General features: G+C 59.9%; 15 protein-coding genes and 2 tRNA genes. 9 read left to right on the top strand and 8 right to left on the bottom strand.

The window, feature by feature from the left end:
- The first annotated feature begins 167 nt into the window (after window positions 1-167).
- The 4 genes from GSF27_RS02695 (at window position 168) to GSF27_RS02680 (ending at window position 3,012) form a co-directional block, all read left to right on the top strand.
- Entirely contained in the window at window positions 168-653 is a 486-nt protein-coding gene (locus tag GSF27_RS02695; protein ID WP_160965455.1) for a hypothetical protein, read from the top strand.
- Window positions 654-846: 193 nt separating this feature from the next.
- Window positions 847-1,356 carry a MarR family winged helix-turn-helix transcriptional regulator gene (locus GSF27_RS02690; protein ID WP_160965453.1) on the top strand — a complete coding sequence of 170 codons (510 nt, stop codon included), beginning with the start codon at window positions 847-849 and terminating at the stop codon, window positions 1,354-1,356.
- A 176-nt stretch (window positions 1,357-1,532) separates the two neighbouring features.
- A complete protein-coding gene (locus GSF27_RS02685) occupies window positions 1,533-1,823 on the top strand; it encodes a DUF1330 domain-containing protein (RefSeq protein WP_160965451.1) in 291 nt (96 codons plus the stop codon).
- Window positions 1,824-1,881: 58 nt separating this feature from the next.
- A complete protein-coding gene (locus tag GSF27_RS02680; RefSeq protein WP_160965449.1) occupies window positions 1,882-3,012 on the top strand; it encodes an NADH:flavin oxidoreductase in 1,131 nt (376 codons plus the stop codon).
- A gap of 92 nt (window positions 3,013-3,104) precedes the next feature.
- On the opposite strand, the gene GSF27_RS02675 is transcribed toward GSF27_RS02680, so the two are convergent.
- The 5 genes from GSF27_RS02675 to GSF27_RS02655 all read right to left on the bottom strand — a co-directional run bounded on the left by GSF27_RS02675 (window position 3,105) and on the right by GSF27_RS02655 (window position 5,553).
- Window positions 3,105-3,563, bottom strand: a complete 459-nt coding sequence (locus GSF27_RS02675; protein ID WP_160965447.1) for a hypothetical protein — start codon at window positions 3,561-3,563, stop codon at window positions 3,105-3,107.
- A 61-nt stretch (window positions 3,564-3,624) separates the two neighbouring features.
- Window positions 3,625-4,746, bottom strand: coding sequence for a hypothetical protein (locus GSF27_RS02670; protein WP_160965445.1), 1,122 nt, complete (start codon window positions 4,744-4,746; stop codon window positions 3,625-3,627).
- A 9-nt stretch (window positions 4,747-4,755) separates the two neighbouring features.
- Window positions 4,756-5,130: a hypothetical protein gene (locus tag GSF27_RS02665; RefSeq protein WP_160965443.1), complete on the bottom strand. Its 375-nt coding sequence runs from the start codon at window positions 5,128-5,130 to the stop codon at window positions 4,756-4,758.
- A 255-nt stretch (window positions 5,131-5,385) separates the two neighbouring features.
- Window positions 5,386-5,462 (bottom strand) — tRNA-Asp (locus GSF27_RS02660).
- Window positions 5,463-5,477: 15 nt separating this feature from the next.
- Window positions 5,478-5,553: transfer RNA gene (locus GSF27_RS02655), tRNA-Val, on the bottom strand.
- 205 nt (window positions 5,554-5,758) lie between these two features.
- Between GSF27_RS02655 and GSF27_RS02650 the strand changes: the two genes are divergently transcribed.
- Both GSF27_RS02650 and trmA read left to right on the top strand, forming a co-directional pair.
- The gene (locus GSF27_RS02650) at window positions 5,759-7,240 is read left to right on the top strand and encodes a nitrogen regulation protein NR(II) (RefSeq protein ID WP_160965441.1); all 1,482 of its coding nucleotides are present in this window, start codon (window positions 5,759-5,761) and stop codon (window positions 7,238-7,240) included.
- A gap of 184 nt (window positions 7,241-7,424) precedes the next feature.
- Window positions 7,425-8,519, top strand: a complete 1,095-nt coding sequence (gene trmA / locus GSF27_RS02645) for a tRNA (uridine(54)-C5)-methyltransferase TrmA (RefSeq protein ID WP_160965439.1) — start codon at window positions 7,425-7,427, stop codon at window positions 8,517-8,519.
- Between the two features lie 21 nt (window positions 8,520-8,540).
- Here trmA and GSF27_RS02640 read toward each other — a convergent pair whose 3' ends face one another.
- From GSF27_RS02640 to rmuC, 3 genes are read right to left on the bottom strand one after another with little or no spacing between them, the layout of a single operon-like run.
- Window positions 8,541-9,014: a DUF2489 domain-containing protein gene (locus GSF27_RS02640; protein WP_160965437.1), complete on the bottom strand. Its 474-nt coding sequence runs from the start codon at window positions 9,012-9,014 to the stop codon at window positions 8,541-8,543.
- A gap of 3 nt (window positions 9,015-9,017) precedes the next feature.
- Window positions 9,018-9,977, bottom strand: a complete 960-nt coding sequence (locus GSF27_RS02635) for an AEC family transporter (protein ID WP_160965435.1) — start codon at window positions 9,975-9,977, stop codon at window positions 9,018-9,020.
- On the bottom strand, window positions 9,977-11,500 hold the full coding sequence (rmuC, locus tag GSF27_RS02630) for a DNA recombination protein RmuC (protein ID WP_237457336.1): 1,524 nt from the start codon (window positions 11,498-11,500) through the stop codon (window positions 9,977-9,979). Before rmuC ends, GSF27_RS02635 begins: the two co-directional genes overlap by 1 nt.
- 104 nt (window positions 11,501-11,604) lie before the next feature.
- On the opposite strand from rmuC, the gene GSF27_RS02625 reads away from it, so the two are divergent.
- The 3 genes from GSF27_RS02625 to GSF27_RS02615 all read left to right on the top strand — a co-directional run bounded on the left by GSF27_RS02625 (window position 11,605) and on the right by GSF27_RS02615 (window position 18,375).
- Complete coding sequence (locus GSF27_RS02625; RefSeq protein WP_160965433.1) at window positions 11,605-12,057, top strand: tetratricopeptide repeat protein; 453 nt, start codon at window positions 11,605-11,607, stop codon at window positions 12,055-12,057.
- A gap of 73 nt (window positions 12,058-12,130) precedes the next feature.
- Window positions 12,131-14,959 (top strand): PD-(D/E)XK nuclease family protein, encoded by a 2,829-nt coding sequence (locus GSF27_RS02620; protein WP_160965431.1) that lies wholly within the window; start codon window positions 12,131-12,133, stop codon window positions 14,957-14,959.
- Window positions 14,956-18,375, top strand: coding sequence for an exodeoxyribonuclease V subunit beta (locus tag GSF27_RS02615; RefSeq protein WP_160965429.1), 3,420 nt, complete (start codon window positions 14,956-14,958; stop codon window positions 18,373-18,375). The genes GSF27_RS02620 and GSF27_RS02615 overlap by 4 nt, the downstream gene beginning before the upstream one ends.
- Window positions 18,376-18,410: the final 35 nt, after the last annotated feature.

Below are 18,410 nucleotides of genomic sequence, written 5' to 3'. Positions count from 1 at the left end.
AGCCAGCAACACCATCAACCCTTGTGGCTGTCCCACCCGACTAAAGTATAGGCGCCAAATCGCTCATGGCGTTTGAATTCGCCTGGCACCCCTGATAATTTTTCAGGGTCGCATGCTGAAGCTCAGCAGCCCTGGATTTCAAAACAACAATAAAGATTGGATCAGGCATGACTACCTATTTGAAAACGGATAAGGGCCGCGAAGAGATCGCTCGCCCTTCGGGACAACTGACCCCAAAACAACGCCGCGCACTTATCCTCTGCAACGGAACCATTGATTCAACGCAGCTTGCCCAGACCCTGGGGGGAGCATCCGCTGCGGAACTGCTCGTGCAGCTGCAAGACAGCGGCTACATCACTGCCGCCCCCGGCTCCACAGAAAGTCCACCAAAGAACGACAGCAATAGCTACGCGGAGCAGTTGACAGCACTGCCCTTACAGCGCAGTGCTGCAGAGTTTGAGCAAGCCAAGAATTTCATGCTCAACACCATCGGACATTTTCACGGCCAATATGGCTACCTCTCACTGAAAAGCAGCATAGCCGGCACTGGTAACAGCAACGACTTACGCAATTACTTTGCACACTGGTGTGAAAGCATGGAGAAGACCAAACAATTTCAGAAACTGCAGACTGATTTGCTGCAAATCATCTGAGTCAGCCCGGAAACTTGCCTGTTTGTCACAAGCGTGAAGTTTCCTCTCCATGTGTGCTCCAGCCTCTGGCCGGAGCGTGATAAAGCGCTTTGGAGAGCGAGCGGGAGTTCAGTATCATGGGGCAAACGCTGTCGGGCATTTCCCACCAGGTGGTGCCCGCCAGCCAGTAATGGCCCGGATTCAGGTTCCACCCATGCCCAGGAAACCCGTTGATCAGCAACAGGCTGCCACTGCCTACTATGCCGAGCACAACTTTGATGTCAGTTATTTCCCCGCGATCTGGCACACCTTCAAGGTTGGGCATCTGCTGACCACCGACCTCGAGAGAATCTGTCGCCAACACGACATCAGCATCGCCGACTTCCACCTGTTGGGGGTACTGCAGTCCGAAGGCGCCACCGAACAGCGCGCCACCGACCTGGCACAGCGCCTCAACGTCTCTAATGCGGTACTTTCAACCCGTATACGCAAGCTCACAGAACGAGGTTTTCTGCAACGCCTCCCCAGCCGCAGCGATCGCCGCGCGTTCGTACTTGAGCTGACCCATGCAGGCAGCGACATCGTCAACGCCGTGGACCGCGGCATCAATACCCAGGCGGCCTTCGTACGCTGCTTCCGCAACCTGTCCGAAGAGGATCAGCAGGCCCTTGGCAGGATAATGGGAGAGCTGCATAACGAGCTTGACCGCTACTTCAAGCCCTGAGGAAGTAAAGGCAGCGTGCCTTACCCACTCCAGCCTGCGACCGGGATACTTAGGGGGCTAAATACTTCATGCTTGTCCCCGGACAGGAGCATTTCCTAAAATTCCCGCCAGGCAATCAAACCGGGGCCATCCCCGCCAGACACCAACCAGAAAACTATAAAAAGAGGGAAATACCAATGCCCGCCTACATCATCGTTACTCGCGAAGAACCGCTGCGCGACCCTGAGTCCATGAAGGAGTACCAGACCCTCACCCGGCAGATGACAACTGCGGTAAAACCCGCACCAAAAGTGGTCTACGGCGAAGTTCAGGCGCTGGAGGGCGAAGCGCCTGATGGTGTGATCATGCTGGAATTTCCCACCATGGAAGAGGCCCGCCAGTGGTACTTCAGCGAGGACTACCAGAAGGCTCTGCCCAAACGCTTGCAGGCAGCTCGCCACCGGGCGTTTCTGGTAGAAGGTCTCTGAGCCCGCCCCAACACCACTTGATTTGATCTATTGATGAGCGACACCACAGGAGATGCGCATGTCATCCGCAGAAGTTCTCTTTCAGCCCTTCCATTCCGAAAAACTGGACCTGCCCAATCGCATAGTGATGGCCCCCATGACCCGCAGCGCCAGTCCCGGCAACGTCCCCAATGAGCGTGTGGTTGAATACTACCGCCGCCGGGCTGCCGGTGGTGTGGGCCTGATTATTACCGAAGGGACCTGCGTGGATCATATTGCCGCTCACGGCTTCCCCCATGTGCCCAACTTCTACGGCGACGAAGCCCTGGCCGGATGGCGCAAGGTGGTTGAAGCCGTCCACGCCGAAGGTGGCAAGATTGCCCCACAGCTCTGGCACGTGGGCGCTGTGCGTGAAGCTGGCGTGGAGCCCGGCGGAGCGACTCCCGGCCACGGACCTTCGGGCATCAATATGCCTGGCGTGGTCAGTGGTCATACCATGACTCAACAGGACATTGATGACGTCATCGCCGCCTTCGCCCGTGCCGCCGCCGACGCCAAAGCCATCGGCATGGACGCCATCGAGATCCACGGCGCCCACGGCTACCTGATCGACCAGTTTTTCTGGGACAAGACCAACACCCGTAAGGACGGCTATGGTGGTGACCTGCAGCAACGCTCCCGTTTTGCCATTGAGCTGATCAAGGCGGTGCGTGCAGCGGTTGGAGAGGAGTACCCCATTATTTTCCGCTACTCGCAATTCAAACAGCAGGAGTACGGTGCGAAGCTGGTAGAGACGCCGGAGCAACTGGGGGAATTCCTGGCACCGCTGGTGGATGTCGGGGTCGATATTTTCCACTGCTCCGTGCGCCGCTTCTGGGAACCGGAATTTGACGGCAGCCCACTGAACCTGGCCGGCTGGACCCAAAAACTCACCGGCAAGCCGGCAATCGCCGTCGGCAGCGTTGGCCTTGACCGGGATTTTCTGGTGGAAGATAACGGCTTCGAAGATGCCAAACCCGACAACAGCCTGAACCAGCTCTACGACCGTATGGAAAATCAGGAGTTTGACCTGATTGCGGTTGGCCGTGCGCTGATCGCCAATGCGGACTGGCCACAGCTGGTACGCAATGGCGAGCTGGACAAACTGCAGGTGTTCAGTAAAGAGCTGCTTATGACATTGGAAGGCGGGGAAGCGGTTTCCCCCAAATAAGTATGATCAAAAAACAGGGGCGCCGGCCAACCGCTGACGCCCCTGCCCTGATACTGCTGAATAGCACCTGCGCCCTCTCTTTGTTATCCGTATTACGGGCTCGTTTGCGCCGTCTCCGCCTCTGTGCCTGACGGCGATTCGCCATCCTTCGACTCAATGCCAGCGCTCACCGCCACAGGCTTATCCGGCAAGACACTCCCTCCCTCTACCCTTGTCAGGTTCAGGGTGGCTTTGTCTGACCCAGCCGACACACAATCCCCTCGCATCCGCTCACCACCCACAAAGCGTAACTCGCATTGGTGCCGGTCGCCGCCTCTACCAAACGTCACGCTAACCAAACCTGAGTCATCAACAACCACGTTCGCGTCGTAACTTTTCGATCCCGCAAATTCAATATTGCCTTCCAGTCCATCATCACCGGCATTCAGGGTAAGGGTAACCGGCACATCGTCAATACCGGCAAGATCGTATTCGCCTGCCCAGGTTCCAGCGCTCAGTGACGCCCCCTCACCCTCCGTTTGAGCCTGCAGATCAAAAGCCAGGATTGCCACACACAGTATCAGCGGCCACAACAATGGTGCCCAACCCGGGCAACGGATAATTCGGATAGCACTAATCATCGTCTGCCTTGACCTCCTGTGACTTCAGTACCGAATGCAGCAGCGTAACCGCCTCTTCCATGCTCGGTGGCTCACGCAGGCTGGCCCGCTCCGACGGGAAAACCACGGCGGACAGAAACAGGTTGGGATTGAGACTGTCTTTCTTGCTGTCGATATTATCGAGCACGATAGCAAAGCGCTGACTGTCTCCCAGGCGGGTGTTATCGATCTTGGGGAAGTTAAAGGTGTCGAGCCGGAAGCTGCGTTTTTGCGCTTTGGTGTTGCAATGTTCGATAGCCGTGTCGGCGTTAGCGTCCGCGCAAATGGCAAAGGACACTCGCACAGACTGATCATCCAGTTTCAGGTCATCGACAGTAACAGACAGAAAATAGTAAGAGCCAGCGTGCTGTCTTAACGCCACTGAGCGCAACTCCCTATCGAAGTACTCCTCGAACACCGCAGGCAGTTTCTGGTAGCTACGACGATTGCGCACGTAATTCAGGCAGTCCCAACCTTCCACAACCGTATCGTCAGCGTAATCCGCCGGGTTGCCGACCCGATCGCATACCAGTTGTTCCGGCCAGTTGTACTGGGTGAACTCCGCATCCTCCCCGGTGGGCAGCGGAATAATGACATCAAACTCCGCGCCATGCTGTGCCAGATCCGAGAGCTGTTTGCTGGTGAGGCGGCGCGCCAGCCGGCGCAGGCGCTCGCGCGCGTCCGCCACCCGTAAACTTTCGTGCAGGCTGTTGGGCCCCACCTCCAGCAGGTCCAGGTCGCGATTAAATTCCGAGAAGATTGGAGCCAGATTCAGTGAGTCGCCAAAATTGTGTGCCAGCAGTTCCAGCTTGAGCATGCGTTTGGAGATGTTGGGTCCTTCCGGCCCCTCCTCCACCAGCAACGCCGCCAGCGCCTGGTTGAAGACATCTTTGCGCAGGTCGATCTCCGCCTGCTCCCGCTGTATTTGCAGCTGGGTAATCAGCCGGGCATTTTCCTGGCGACTGGAGAACTCGCCCAGATACTGATCCCCGAAGAAGGCTGCCAGGGCAACCAGTAGAGCACCGGCTACAGGTATGGTCAGTTTGGAAAGCCGGTCAAACCAATCGACATTGGAATCCTTCCCTTTGTCATTCATCGCCTGTCCCTACTCTTTGAGCACCAGTATTTTACTGCCCGCTATGCGGATACTGGCATTAAAGGCCACCTGCCCGGATTTGACCGGCACCCACACCTGGGAGGATTTTGCGCCGGCGTTCACCAGCTCCAGGGTGCAGGTTGAATTGGGCGGAATACCGGCAACACGATAATTGCCGTTCTTATCAATGGAGGGCTTGAATGATGCCTGCCCGCATTTGACTGACATCTGGGTGTTGGGGGGAATGCCTCTGAGGTTTCCGTACAGCTCTGCGGCCCCCAGGGTTCCTGCGGTAAGCAAACTCCCTGCCGCTACCGCAAGTGCTTTTTTCAGCATCTGCTTTCTCCGTTTTCGAAGAGTATAGACACAGCTTTGCAGCCACACTGAACGATGTCACCTTGATAGGCCACTTTTGGCACCGAATGCAACTATCCAACGGCTAGCAGGCGGTTACCACGCTCACATACCTTAAGCTGCCACAGCTCGGCAGAGAGTTGCGTGCTTTGCACACCGTAACTTGCATCCAAGATCAGACTGCCTGCGCAAACGCTCTGGCAACAGGTAAGCAGTCAGGTGTTGAGGAGGGAGGTTTTTCGAGGCATAAAAAAAGCTGCCGGTTTAGGGCAGCTTTTTAAATTTTGGCGGACCGGACGGGACTCGAACCCGCGACCCCCGGCGTGACAGGCCGGTATTCTAACCAACTGAACTACCGGTCCGCGATACTTGCAAAATGGTGGGTGGAGAGGGGATCGAACCCCCGACCCTCGCCTTGTAAGGGCGATGCTCTCCCAGCTGAGCTATCCACCCCGCTTTGCAAGAGAGGCGCATTCTACCGAAATCAGGGGCCCTGTCAAACACTTTCTCCTGCTCACACCAGGAAACTCTCGATTACATTTTTTGGCTGAAAATCAGTCACTTACTGGCTGGTTATGCAAGCCTCCCGGCATCGTGTAGCATTTCCAGCCAGTGCCCGCTGATGGGCCTGCAACTGCCACTTTGCCAGAATCTATGCATGCGCCATTCTCCCGTCACCCGCCCTGCTCTGCTGCTGCTTGCCAGCTGCCTGCCATTGGCAGCGACGGCTGCAGAATCAAGCGGACTGCAATGGCTTAACAACACCCAGGTGCAGGCGTTATTGCTGTGGCCGGTGATTATCCTGCAGAGCCTGATTCTCTACGGCATGTACCTCAGCCGGGAACGGCAGAAGCTCAAGAAAGAACACCTCAAGACCGCTCAGAAGAGTCTGGAACAGCGTGTGGTAGAGCGCACCAACCGCCTGCGCACGATTAACAACCAGCTCTACGAAGAGATCGCCCGCCACGAAATTACCGAAGAGCTGCTGCGGGAAACCCAGGATTATCTCAACAGCATCCTCAACTCTATGCCGTCTGTGCTGATCGGCGTCACCCGCCAGGGCAATATCACCCACTGGAACACCGCTGCCGCACAAGTGACCGGGGTCTCGCCCAAGGATGCCCTCGGTCGTCCGCTGTTTGAGGTGTACGGGGATATTCCGGTCAGCAATGACATGGTGACAGAGGCCATCGACAGTGGTGTGCCCCAAACCCAGGAGAACATCCAGCTGGGCAGTGGCAGCCACGCGCAGCATTGCGACGTCACCATCTACCCGCTGCTGTCGGCGGAGATTACCGGCGCGGTGATTCGTATCGACGATGTCACCATGCGGGTACGCATTGAAAACATGATGATCCAGAACGAGAAGATGATGTCCCTCGGTGAGCTGGCCGCCGGCATCGCCCACGAAATCAATAACCCACTCAGCGCCATCGTGCACGGTGTGCAGAACATCTACCGCCGCACCAGTGAAGACCTGCCACGCAACCGCACCACTGCTGAGGAGCTGGGTATTTCGGTCAAGGATGTGGAGCGTTATCTGGAGGCCCGCGGCATCTACTCTTTCCTGGAGGCCATCCGCGAGGCGGGTGATCGCTCTGCGCGCATCGTGACCAACATGCTGGAGTTTTCCCGCAGCAACCACCGCAGTCACCAGCTGACCGATGTGGCTGACCTGGTGGAGCACAGCCTGGAGCTGGCAAAGAATTCATTCGACCTGAAGACCGCCGACGGTTCACAGACATTGAAGATTGTCAGGGATTACGACCCGCAGGCGCCGAAAGTCAGGTGTTCAGCCGCCGAGATGCAGCAGGTGATACTCAACCTTTTGCGCAATGCCAGCCAGGCCTTCACTGCGCCAGCCAGTGAACAACAGGCCGCACCGACCCTGACCCTGCGCACCCGGGCGGTTCCCGGCGCAGTCCGTATTGAGATAGGCGACAACGGCCCCGGCATGCCCGACAGCGTTAAACGGCATATCTTCGAGCCATTCTTTACCACCAAGGAGGTGGGCCAGGGTACCGGCCTGGGGCTGTCGGTGACCTACTTTATCGTCACCGAACACCACGATGGCACCATTGAGGTGGAATCCGAACCGGGCCGGGGCACCCGCTTTGTGATCACCCTGCCCTGTGCGTAACCGCCCTTACCGCGTCTCCTCCAGCAACCTCGTCATGAAGGCTTTCACAAGATCCGGCCCCCGCGCCCCCGCCGGGCTACCTCCTTGCACACTTGCCCCGCACGACTCCGGAATCCGCCTGCCAACTGGCACCGCCCGCCAGCGACGCCTATAATTGCGCCTTTTTCCCGACAGGCCCCCGGTCATGAGCATCCATCAGGTATTCCCGGACAACTACGCCAACCAGCTGCAGGAGAAGCGCGAGCGCCTGCAGGCACAATTTGCCCCCTTTGGCGCCCCCGAACTTGAGGTGTTTGATTCGCCGGTAAGCCACTACCGCCAGCGCGCCGAATTCAAGATCTGGCACGAGGACGGGCGTGCCCACTACGCCATGTACCAGCCCGGGGAGTATAAAAAGCCGTTTGTAATCGAGACCTTTCCCGTTGGCAGCGAGCTCATCAACCGCCTGATGCCACAGCTGCTGGACGGCGTTAACGCCAGTACCGAGCTCTCAAAGCGTCTGTTTCAGGTGGAATTCCTGACCACCCTCAGCGGCCAGGCTGTAGTCACCCTGATCTATCATCGCGCCCTGCAGGAGAACTGGGAAGCTGAGGCCCGGACACTGGCGGAATCGCTCCAGGTCAGTGTCATCGGCCGCAGCCGTGGCCAGAAGCGGGTCATTGGGGAAGACTTTGTGATTGAGGAGCTGCAGGTCAACGGCGATGGTTACCGCTACCAGCAGGTAGAAACCGGTTTTACCCAACCCAACGGCAGGGTGTGCGAAAAGATGCTCGGCTGGGCCCAGCAAGCGGTACGTGACAGCAGCGGCGACCTGCTGGAGCTTTACTGCGGTAACGGCAACTTCACCCTGCCCCTCTCCCGCTGTTTTGACAAGGTGCTGGCCACCGAGATCTCCAAGACGTCAGTGAACAGTGCCAATTACAACCTGCAGATGAACAGCATCGACAATGTGCAGGTAGTGCGCATGTCCAGCGAGGAGTTCTCCCAGGCCATGGACGGGGAGCGGGAGTTCCGCCGCCTGCGAGGCATTGAGTTAAGCGACTACAACTTCTCCACCGTGTTTGTGGATCCGCCCCGGGCCGGTCTCGATGATCACACCTGCCAGATCATCCAGCAGTTCGACACCATCCTTTATATCTCCTGTAACCCGGAGACACTGGTAAACAACCTGCAGGTGCTGACCACCACGCACAGCATCAGCCGTTGCGCCCTGTTCGACCAGTTTCCCTACACCCATCACATGGAGAGCGGCGTCCTGCTGCAGCGTCGCCAGGACTGAGCCAGACCTCTGCGCTATCCGTCAGAACTGCTGGCCCAGAATCCGTTTCGCCGCGTCCAGCACGAACTCGCGGTGATCGGATTCCAGTTTTTCCCGCTGGCGGGTTAACTCCAGTTTCTTTTTCGTGCTCAGTGCCTTCCACTGCTCCAGGATCGGGATGTGATCAGTGGCGGTGGCCAACAGATAAAACGCCCGATAACTCTCACGCTCGTCATCACTGATATTGAGGCTGTCCAGCAACACGCGAATCCGTATGGCCCCTTCCGTCAGCGTAAGCTGCTCTTCAAGCAACCCCTGCGCCAACACCTGGATACTGTTGTTGAGCCGCTGACGCTGCTGGTCCCGCTCAGCCCGCAGGATCTCCATCTGCCCGGCCTGGCGTTGACGCAGGCGGCGCAGCGCCAGCAGGTACCAGGCGGCAACGCCGGACAGGGCCACAACAATGACGGCGCCGATAACGAGCCAGAACAGCGGGTTGGTGAAAAGCGCTTGCATAACTTACATCAGACTCCAGAACTTCAGAATAAATACACCCAGGCTGATACAGGGTAGCGAGACCAGGGTAATCACGGCCACCAGGTTGGCAGCAAGCTCGGCATCGCCACCATAGGCCTTGGCCATTACATAGCTCACCGCCGCGGTGGGGCTGGCACAGAGCAGGAACACCATGCCAATCGTTTCTCCACGCCAGCCGAGCGCCAGTAAAGTGACGACCGAGAGCAGTGGCATCAGTAACAGCTTGAAGCCGGCCACCTCCGACAACACCTGCCAGTGGCGCCGCATGGTACCAAATCCAAGACTGGCGCCAATGGCGATCAACGCCAGCGGCAAGGTCCACTGGATCCAGTAATCCGTCACCACAAACCACCACTGCGGCATTTGCAGCGCCGGGAAGAGTGTCGTCGCCAGCGCCACCAGCCCCCCGGCCAGCAAACCGAGGATCAGCGGGTTGCTGAGGATACGACTGAGCAGTTGCCCTACCGACACCTTGCCGCTGGCATTGGCGGCAACGAATACATACACACTTAACAGGTTGTAGACCAGTGTCAGCACCGCCATCAGCAGCGACACCTGTGCCAGCAGTTCGCTGCCATAGGCGTTAAGGCAGAGTGAGATCCCCACAATGCCCAGGTTGCCGCGAAAGGCGGCCTGCTCGATAACGGCAGCCTGCCGCCCTTCCACCTTGCGGTAGCGATTGAGTTGCCGCGCCAGCAGCCATATCAGCAGCGTCACCGCTACCGTTACCGACACCACTGCCGGCTGCAGGATATCGCTGATGGGAAAACGCACCACGCTGCTGAACATCAGCAGCGGCAGGCTCACATAAAAGACCAGCGACGACATGCGGCTGGTCCAGAGGGTGTTGATCAGGCGCAGCTGTCGCAACAGCAATCCCAGCACCAGCCAGCCAAAGATCGGCAAGGTGACCGACAGGGAAAACTGCAGTGTGGCCAGCATCAGAGTGTTTCGTCCGCCGCTATATCGCTGTCAGCGTCATCCCTGTCGGATGAGGAATCGTTCAGGTCCGGCAGCATATCGTCACTGACTGGCAGCTGCTTTTTGGTTTTGGCACCCAACTGGCGGAGTGTTTCCACCCGGCGCATGAGATTCCCCCGCCCGGTGCTCCAGCGTTTACGGGTGAGCTCAAACGCCTCCTGCGCCTTACCCAGCTGCTTGCCAATATCTTCAAAGGCTTCCAGCAACAGCGCGAACTGGTCGTACAGGCCGCCGGCCTGACGGGCGATCTCCTCGGCGTTGCGGTTCTGCTTTTCGTAACGCCAGATATTTTCCACCGTGCGCAGCGTCGCCATCAGCGTGGTGGGACTGACCACCACAATGTGTTTGCTGTAGGCTTCCTGAAACAGGCCCGGCTCCTCCTGCATCGCTGCCATAAAGGCCGCTTCCACAGGGATAAACAGAAAAACAAAATCCAGGCTTCGCAGCCCTTCCAGCTTGTCGTAGGACTTGCCACTCAGTTGCTGTATATGGGTACGCACGGAATTAACGTGCAGTTTCAGTGCCTGGCGGCGCTCCGTTTCATCCTCGGCAGCGCAGGCCTGTTCGTAATGCAGCAGCGATACTTTTGAGTCGATCACGATGTCCTTGCCTTCCGGCAGGCGCACAATCACATCCGGGTTGCGACGACGGCCGTCCTCATCCTGCAGCGCTACCTGGATATCGTACTCGACACCCTTTTGCAGACCGGACTGTTCCAGCAGTCGCTCCAGGATCACTTCACCCCAATTACCCTGGGCCTTGTTATCCCCCTTCAGAGCTTTGGTGAGATTGACCGCATCCTGACCAATCTGGCTGGTTTGCTTCTGCAATTCCAGAATGTGCCCCACCAGCTTGTTGCGCTCGGCGTTCTCCTTGTCGTAGGCGTCTTCCACTTTTTTGCGGAAAGAGTCGATCTGTTCCCGCAAGGGATCAACACTGGCTTTTAATACCTGTTGGCTCTGCTGGTTAAAACTCTGCTGTTTCTCTTCGAAGATGCGCTGCGCCAACAGGCGGAACTCACTGTTCAGCTGTTCCTTGGCGTCTTTCAGCAGCGCCAGCTTCTCTTCCAGCGCCCTCTTTTCGGCATCCATTTTGGCCAGCGACGAGCGGTGTTCCGCGGTAAGTTCCCGCAACGCCACTTCGCGCTCATTCAGTTGCGTGCGCAGGCGATTGAACTCTTCCTGCGAGGCCTGCAGTCCGGCGATCTGTTGCGTCGCCTGCATCAGCTGCTGGTGTTCTGCCTGCCAGCGGGCATTGGCCTCCGCCAGCTCACTTTGTAAGCGATCGGTGCCGGTCTGCAGGTGCTGCTGCTGTTGCTGCGCCAGTGACAACTGCTGTCCGGTCTGTTGCAGCTGTTGCAAGGCCTGGTCCGCATCCCGTCGCGCTTGACGGGTTTTTCCGAGCTGCAGGAACAACAACGCGACGGCGATGATCAAAGCAACGGAAATGAATACGAGTCCCACCAGTTCGGGAGTGATTACCATGTAGCAGAATCCTGTAAATGGTTTTGAGTTTGCCAGTCAAGATCGTTATATTTGTGCGGTTTCTGGCAAGCTGTCATCAATACTTAACGGAGTCGAGCCCGCCCATGCCTCATCTGGCGACCGAAACCACCAACAAAGTCAAAGCGCTTTGTGCCGACGCTTACAGCCATTACGACCAGGGAGAGTTTCGTAAAGCCCTGCGACTATTCTACCAAGCCTGGGTATTGCTGCCCAAACCCCAGACCCATTACGCCGAAGCCGGCTGGGTGCTGGTGGGCATCGGGGACACCTACTTCCGCCTGCGCCAGTATACCCCAGGCAGCGAAGCGCTGCGTTCCGCCGATCACTGCCCCGATTGCCGCGGCAACCCGTTTATCCAGCTGCGCCTGGGCCAATGCCTCTACCACCTCGGCGAGCGCCTGCCGTCGCGTAACCACCTGCAACAGGCTTACACACTGGGTGGCAAAGCCCTGTTCCAGAATGAAGACCCCTGCTACCTCAACACCATCAGCGAGTTTGTGGCCGCCAGAGAGAACGACGCCACTGACAATCAGTGACAGGCATCCGGTAGTCTGCCCGGTCCGCCTGTGAGACCATGATCCAGTTTTCCAACCCGGACCCGATGCTCGCATGTCCCGCACCCTGTTCAATATTCAGCCGCTGCTGCCCGCCATTGCCCGCGGCGCGTGCATCCTTACACCCAACAGTCGCCTGCGCAACAAATTGCTGACTGCCTGGCACCAGCAGCAGAGCAGCGATTGCAGCAGCTGGCAGGGGCCACAGGTTTTCAGTGTCGATGAATGGCTGAGCGAGCATTATCAAAAGCTGCTGGACAGTGCCGCTCTGCCGGCACCCTTTGCCCTGCTCACCACCTTCGCCGCCCAACAACTGTGGCTGAATATTATCCAGGCTTCGCCAGAGGGAGCCGAACTGGTTAATCCATTGAAGCTGGCCAATGATGCCCACAATGCCTGGCAGACTTTGCAGCGCTGGCAGATCGATCCCCTGCAACTGCAGTCGCTCTGTGATGAGCGCCAGTGGCAGTACGACTCCCCATTTGCCCAGTGGGCCCACAGTTTTCACGAGGCACTGCAACAGCGGCAGCTGTGTACCCGCGAGGATGTACAGACGCAATTGCTGCAACACTGGGGCAGCGCCGGCAAACCACCCACAGAAGAATTGATCCTGTTGGGCTTTGACGATGTGACACCGTTGCAGCGGGCACTGTTCCGTGCCGCAGCCACCACCGTCACCGAACTGCCCGCCAACGATCCGCAGCGCCAGCCACAGTGTGTCGCCGTTGCCCCTTACGCCAGCAGCGACGACGAACTACGGGCTGCAGCACTGTGGTGCGAACAGATCCTGTTACAGGATCCCGACGCTACTATCGGCGTCATTGCACCGAACCTGGGCCAGATCCGCAGCAGTGCCGAGCGTATCTTCAGCGAAGTGCTGGAGCCTCACTACGCCCTGCCGGAGACACCCCGTTACACCCTGCCCTTTAACTTTTCTGCTGGCATACCGTTGGGGGATACCGCCCTCATTAACGACGCCCTGGCACTACTGCGCCTGAACCACCAGGAGATGGAGACACCGCAGCTGCAGCAACTGCTCAGCTCCCCCTTCTGGCTCGCCGGTGAACAGCTGAGCCTGAGCCTGCCCCTGCTGCAACGCCTGCAGCGTCATCAGCGTAACTCCCTGAGGATTGGTAAGCTGCGCCAGTGGGTGCACAAGACCAGTATTACCGAAGAGGCCGACGAGCCCCTGTTATCCGCCCTGCCACAGTGGCAGGCACTGGATCAGGCTCTGCAGGACTTTGAGTCCTTGCGGCGCCAGTTTGGCCGCGAGCACCTGCCCTCCGTCTGGCTCGACCTGTTCCGCCAGCAGCTGCACCTGCTGGGCTGGCCCGGACAACGCCGCCCGGACAGTAACGAGTACCAGCAGATGAGCCAATGGCTGCAATTGCTGGATAGCTACTGCCAGCTGGACGCCCTGCAACAGCCGGTGAGCTGCAGCCGGGCACTGGAGCTGCTTAATCAGCTGGTGGGACAGACCCACTACCAGGCACAAACACCGGAAACCCCGATCCAGGTGCTTGGTATCCTCGAGGGTGCCGGCCTGAATTTCAGTCACGTCTGGATGCTGGGCCTGAGCCAGAACCAGTGGCCGCCGGCGCCCACACCCAACCCGTTGCTGCCCCTGCCGCTGCAGCGCCACTACCACATGCCCCACGCCGACGCGGACCGCGAGCTGCACTACGCCCGCGCCATTCTCGATAACTATCGCCACGGTACCGGCCAGTGGGTGATCAGCTATGCCCGCTTTGATGAAGATCGGCCACAGCACCCCAGCCCCTTACTGCAACCACTGGATACCGGCGGCACTCCCCGGCCGGCGCTCCCTGAAGCCGATAGCCTGTTCAATAACGGCTGGCAGGCCTACCAGCAGACCCTGGCTACCCGCCAGCGCTTGCAATGGCTCAACATTGGCAGTGCTCCGGCGGTGAGCGCGGCGGAAAAACCGTTAATTCGCGGTGGCAGCCAGATCTTCCGCAACCAGGCGCTGCTGCCCCAGGCCGCCTTCCTTATCCACCGCCTGCAAGCCGACGCGCCCGCACTGCTGGCCCGGGGCTTCAGCCCCATTGATCGCGGGCAGATACTCCACGACGCCCTCTCCCGGCTGTGGACACAATGGCAGACCCTCGCCGTACTGGCCGCGCTTACCGACAGCGAACGTCAGCAACAGATCAACGACGCGCTGGAACCCATCATTCGGCGCTACCAGCAGCGGGAACCGGAGGTATTCGGCGATCAATACTGCCTGCTGGAGCGCCAGCGCCAGCAGCGACTGATCGACCAGTGGCTGCTGCAGGAGCTGGAACGGCCCGACTTTACCGTGGTGGCCAATGAAGAATTACTGGAGGTGGAGTTCGCGGGCCTGTCACTGCGCCTGCGGCTGGACCGCATGGATCAGCTCAGCAATGGTGAACTGCTGGTGATCGATTACAAGACCGGCAGCCCCAAACCCCGCCAGTGGGGGGGCGAGCGCCCGGAGGAGCCGCAGCTGCCACTCTACTGCCTCTGTTACAGCGCCGATATCGCCGCCATTGTGTTTGTGCAGATCAACGCCAACGAGATTGCCATTATGGGTCTGGGCGAGCTCTCCCAGCCCCACCCGGGTATCAACACGCCGGCGCAAAGCGACAAACTGGGCCTGCCGGCAGAATGGGAAGCGGTGCGCGATCACTGGCGTAGGCACCTGACGGCGCTGGCGGAAGAGTTCCTGCAGGGCGAAACTCCTCCGGACCTCAGCCAGGCCCAGGCCGGACGCTACTACGAACACCTGCTGCCCATACTGCGCTGGAACGAACAGGAAGAGATTGTGGCGGGCTATTACCAGCAGCAACCCGGCAACAGGCGCCAGCAGCAGACCGGTAACGGGGAAGGAAGCCAGTCATGAACCAGCCCGTAGATTATCAGGCCCGCCGGGACGCCCTCGACCCGCACCGCTCCTTTGCAGTCGCGGCACCGGCAGGATCCGGTAAAACCGGCCTGCTCACCCAGCGGGTGCTGACCCTGCTGCCCCTCTGCAACGAACCGGAGGAGGTGCTCTGTATCACCTTTACCCGCAAGGCCGCCGCGGAGATGCAGGAGCGGATTTTCAACGCCATACAGCTGGCCGCCACTACCGCCCGCCCGCAGGATCCCCACGCCCAGCTCACCTGGGACCTGGCCCGCAAAGTGATCGAGCGCGACGCGGAGCAGCATTGGCAGCTGCTGCAGAACCCCAACCGCCTGCGCATCCAGACCATTGATGGCCTCTGCCGCTCGCTCACCCAACACAATCCCATTCGCAGCGGCCTTGGCGGCAGCAGCCAGTTGCTGGACAACCCGACACTGGTCTATCAACAGGCGGTGGACGGCGCCCTGCGGGGGCTGGAGACCCCGGGGCCACTGCAGCGGGACCTGAGCGAGCTGCTGCAACATCTCGATAACAACCTGGAGCGACTCAGTGGTTTCCTGGTCTCTCTGCTGGAGCGCCGGGATCAGTGGCTGCAGCCGCTGTTACAGGCCCGCGATGCCCGCGAGTACCTGGAAAACGTCCTTGAGGAGCTGGTAGACGAGAGCCTGCAGCAAGCCGCTGAATTGCTGCGCCCATTGGCCAGCGACCTCTGCCTGCTGGCTGACTATGCCGCCAGTAACCTGCAGGAGCACAATCCTCAGTCACCACTCTGTCAGCTGGCGGGCATCGACGGCCTGCCGGAGCTGGCCCCGGAAGCGCTCAGCGACTGGCAGCGCATCACCGACTTTTTGCTCACCAATGACGGTGACTGGCGCAAACCCGGCGGGCTGAACGTTAAAATCGGCTTCCCCGCCCCCAAGGCCAAGGAAGAGAAGGCGGCGGCAAAGGCGCGTAAAGAGCAGATGGGTGCCCTGCTGGGCGAGCTGCAGGCCATACCCGGTCTGCTGGAGGCCCTGCGGGTGGTACGCATCCTGCCGCCCTGCCACTACCCCCACAACCAGTGGCGGTTGCTGGACAGCCTCACCCGCGTGATGCCGCAGGTAGTCGCGCACCTGAAAATGGCCTTTCGCTCCCTCAACGCCACCGATTTCAGTGAAATTACCCACGGTGCCCTCACCGCATTGGGGAGCGTCGACGATCCCACCGAGCTGGCACTGCTGCTGGATTACCAGGTGCGCCACATCCTGGTCGATGAGTTCCAGGATACCGCCTCGCCCCAGCTCAACTTACTGGAGCTGTTGACCGCCGGCTGGCAGCCCGGTGACGGCCGCAGCCTGTTTATTGTCGGCGACGGCATGCAGTCCTGTTACGGCTTCCGCGATGCCAATGTGGGCATCTTTCTCGACGCCCGCCAGGCCGGCATTGGCACAGTGCCACTGGAAATGCTGGATCTGCAGGTCAACTTCCGCTCCCAGCAGGGTATCGTGGACTGGGTCAATGACGCCTTCCGACAGGCGTTCCCCGGTGCTGACGACATCTCCCGCGGAGCCGTGAGCTACGCATCGTCAGTCGCGTTCAAACAGCCCCTTGACGGCCCTGCTGCCACCGCACACCTGTTTGCTGGCGCCAGCGATCGCAGCGCCGAAGCCGCCAAGGTTGCGGAGCTGGTGCAGCAGGCGCTGCAGGACCATCCCCAGGGCACGGTGGCGATCCTGGTGCGCACCCGGCCCCAGCTGCGCGACATCCTGCCGGCCCTGAGTGCCGCCGGCATCCGCGCCCAGGCCACCGAGATCGACCCGCTCAGCAGCCGCATGGCGGTAATCGACGGCCTCAGCCTCACCCGTGCACTGCTCAACCCGGCCGACCGCAACGCCTGGCTGGCGCTGCTGCGCTCCCCGGTCATCGGCCTCGACAACAGCGACCTGTTGCAGCTGGCCGGCTTGCCGCAGGGCAATAGCCGCAGCCTGCTGGAAATCCTCGGCGACTACCGCGACCTGCCCCTGAGCCACGACGGCAAACAGATTCTGCAGCGCAGCCTGCCACAGCTGCAGCTGGCCTGGGAGAACCGTCGCCGCAAGCGCCTGCGACAGTGGATTGAAGGCACCTGGACCGCCCTCGGTGGCCCCGCCACGCTGCTCAATCCTGCCGACCACATCAACCTGCGCGACTTCTTTGCCCTGCTGGATCGCCACGATCGGGGCGGCCAGATTGAGGACTGGGGCAAGTTTGAAGATGCGGTGGCCATGCTCTACGCCAAGCCGGCATCGGATGCAGATCCCCGGGTACAGGTGATGACCATTCACAAATCCAAGGGGCTGGAGTTCGATACCGTGATCATCCCCGGACTGGATCGCAGTGGCCGCGCCAGCGACAAGGAGCTGCTGCTGTGGCAACAACGCATCAACCGCCAGCACGAGAAACGCCTGCTGTTAAGCCCGCTGGCGGCCACCGGCAGTGACGACGACCCACTCTACAGCTACCTGCGGGAAGAGATGAAGCTGAAGGAGTCCCTGGAAGCTACCCGCGTACTCTACGTGGGCTGCACCCGGCCTATCCGCCGCCTGCACCTGCTGGCCAACGTACAGCGCAACAGCAAGGGCGATATCCGCGCCCCGTCTGCAGGCTGCCTGCTCAACTGCCTCTGGCCACAGCTTGAGGAGCAGGCCCGTTACTACGAATGTGCCGATGACACGACGCCAGCCCCGGAGGCTGCGGCCGCCCCGCTCCCCATGCTGCCCCTGATCCGCCGTCTGGCTCCGGAGTGGCAGCGCCCGGCGCTGGTACCCGGCAGCCTGCTGGCCAGCTATCGCGGCCGGGAGTTCGGGGAAGAGGAAAACCGCGTACAGGACGACTACTTCCGTGCCCGTGCTGCCCGCCATACCGGCACCGTGTTGCACCGGGCGCTCGCACAAGTGGTTAGCGAAGGGCTGCAACAATGGGATGACCCGCGCATTGCCCGTCAGAGACCCGCCTGGCTGGCACAATTGCGCTCCCTCGGCCTGGCCGGCAGCGCCCTGCAGGACGCCTGCAACCGGGTGGAGCTGGGGCTGCGTAAAACCCTCGCCGATGAACGCGGCCGCTGGCTTTTAGACGATGCCCACCAGGATTCCGCCTGTGAGCTGAGCCTGTGGAGCAACCACCGCCGCCCGCGCCAGCAGATTATTGACCGCACATTTATAGCCACAGACCCGATAGCCGGGCAACAGCGCTGGATCATTGACTACAAATCCAGTGAGCCAGCCAACGGGCAGTCACTGCAGGCGTTTATCGATGGTGAATGTGCCAGCTACCGCGAACAGCTGGGCAACTACCGGCAACTGTTCGCCGACAGTGACCTGCCGGTGACCACCGCGCTCTACTTCCCCCTGCTCTCCATTCTGGTGCCGGTGGAGGCGCTGGCCGAGTGCGATTAAACAGGACGCTTTGCTACAGGACGCTGACGCTACAG

This window comes from Pseudomaricurvus sp. HS19, assembly GCF_009857815.1.
Classification (GTDB): Bacteria; Pseudomonadota; Gammaproteobacteria; order Pseudomonadales; family Cellvibrionaceae; genus Pseudomaricurvus.
The sequence above is the reverse complement of the archived record's forward strand: the minus strand, read 5'-3'. Positions and strand labels throughout refer to the sequence as shown.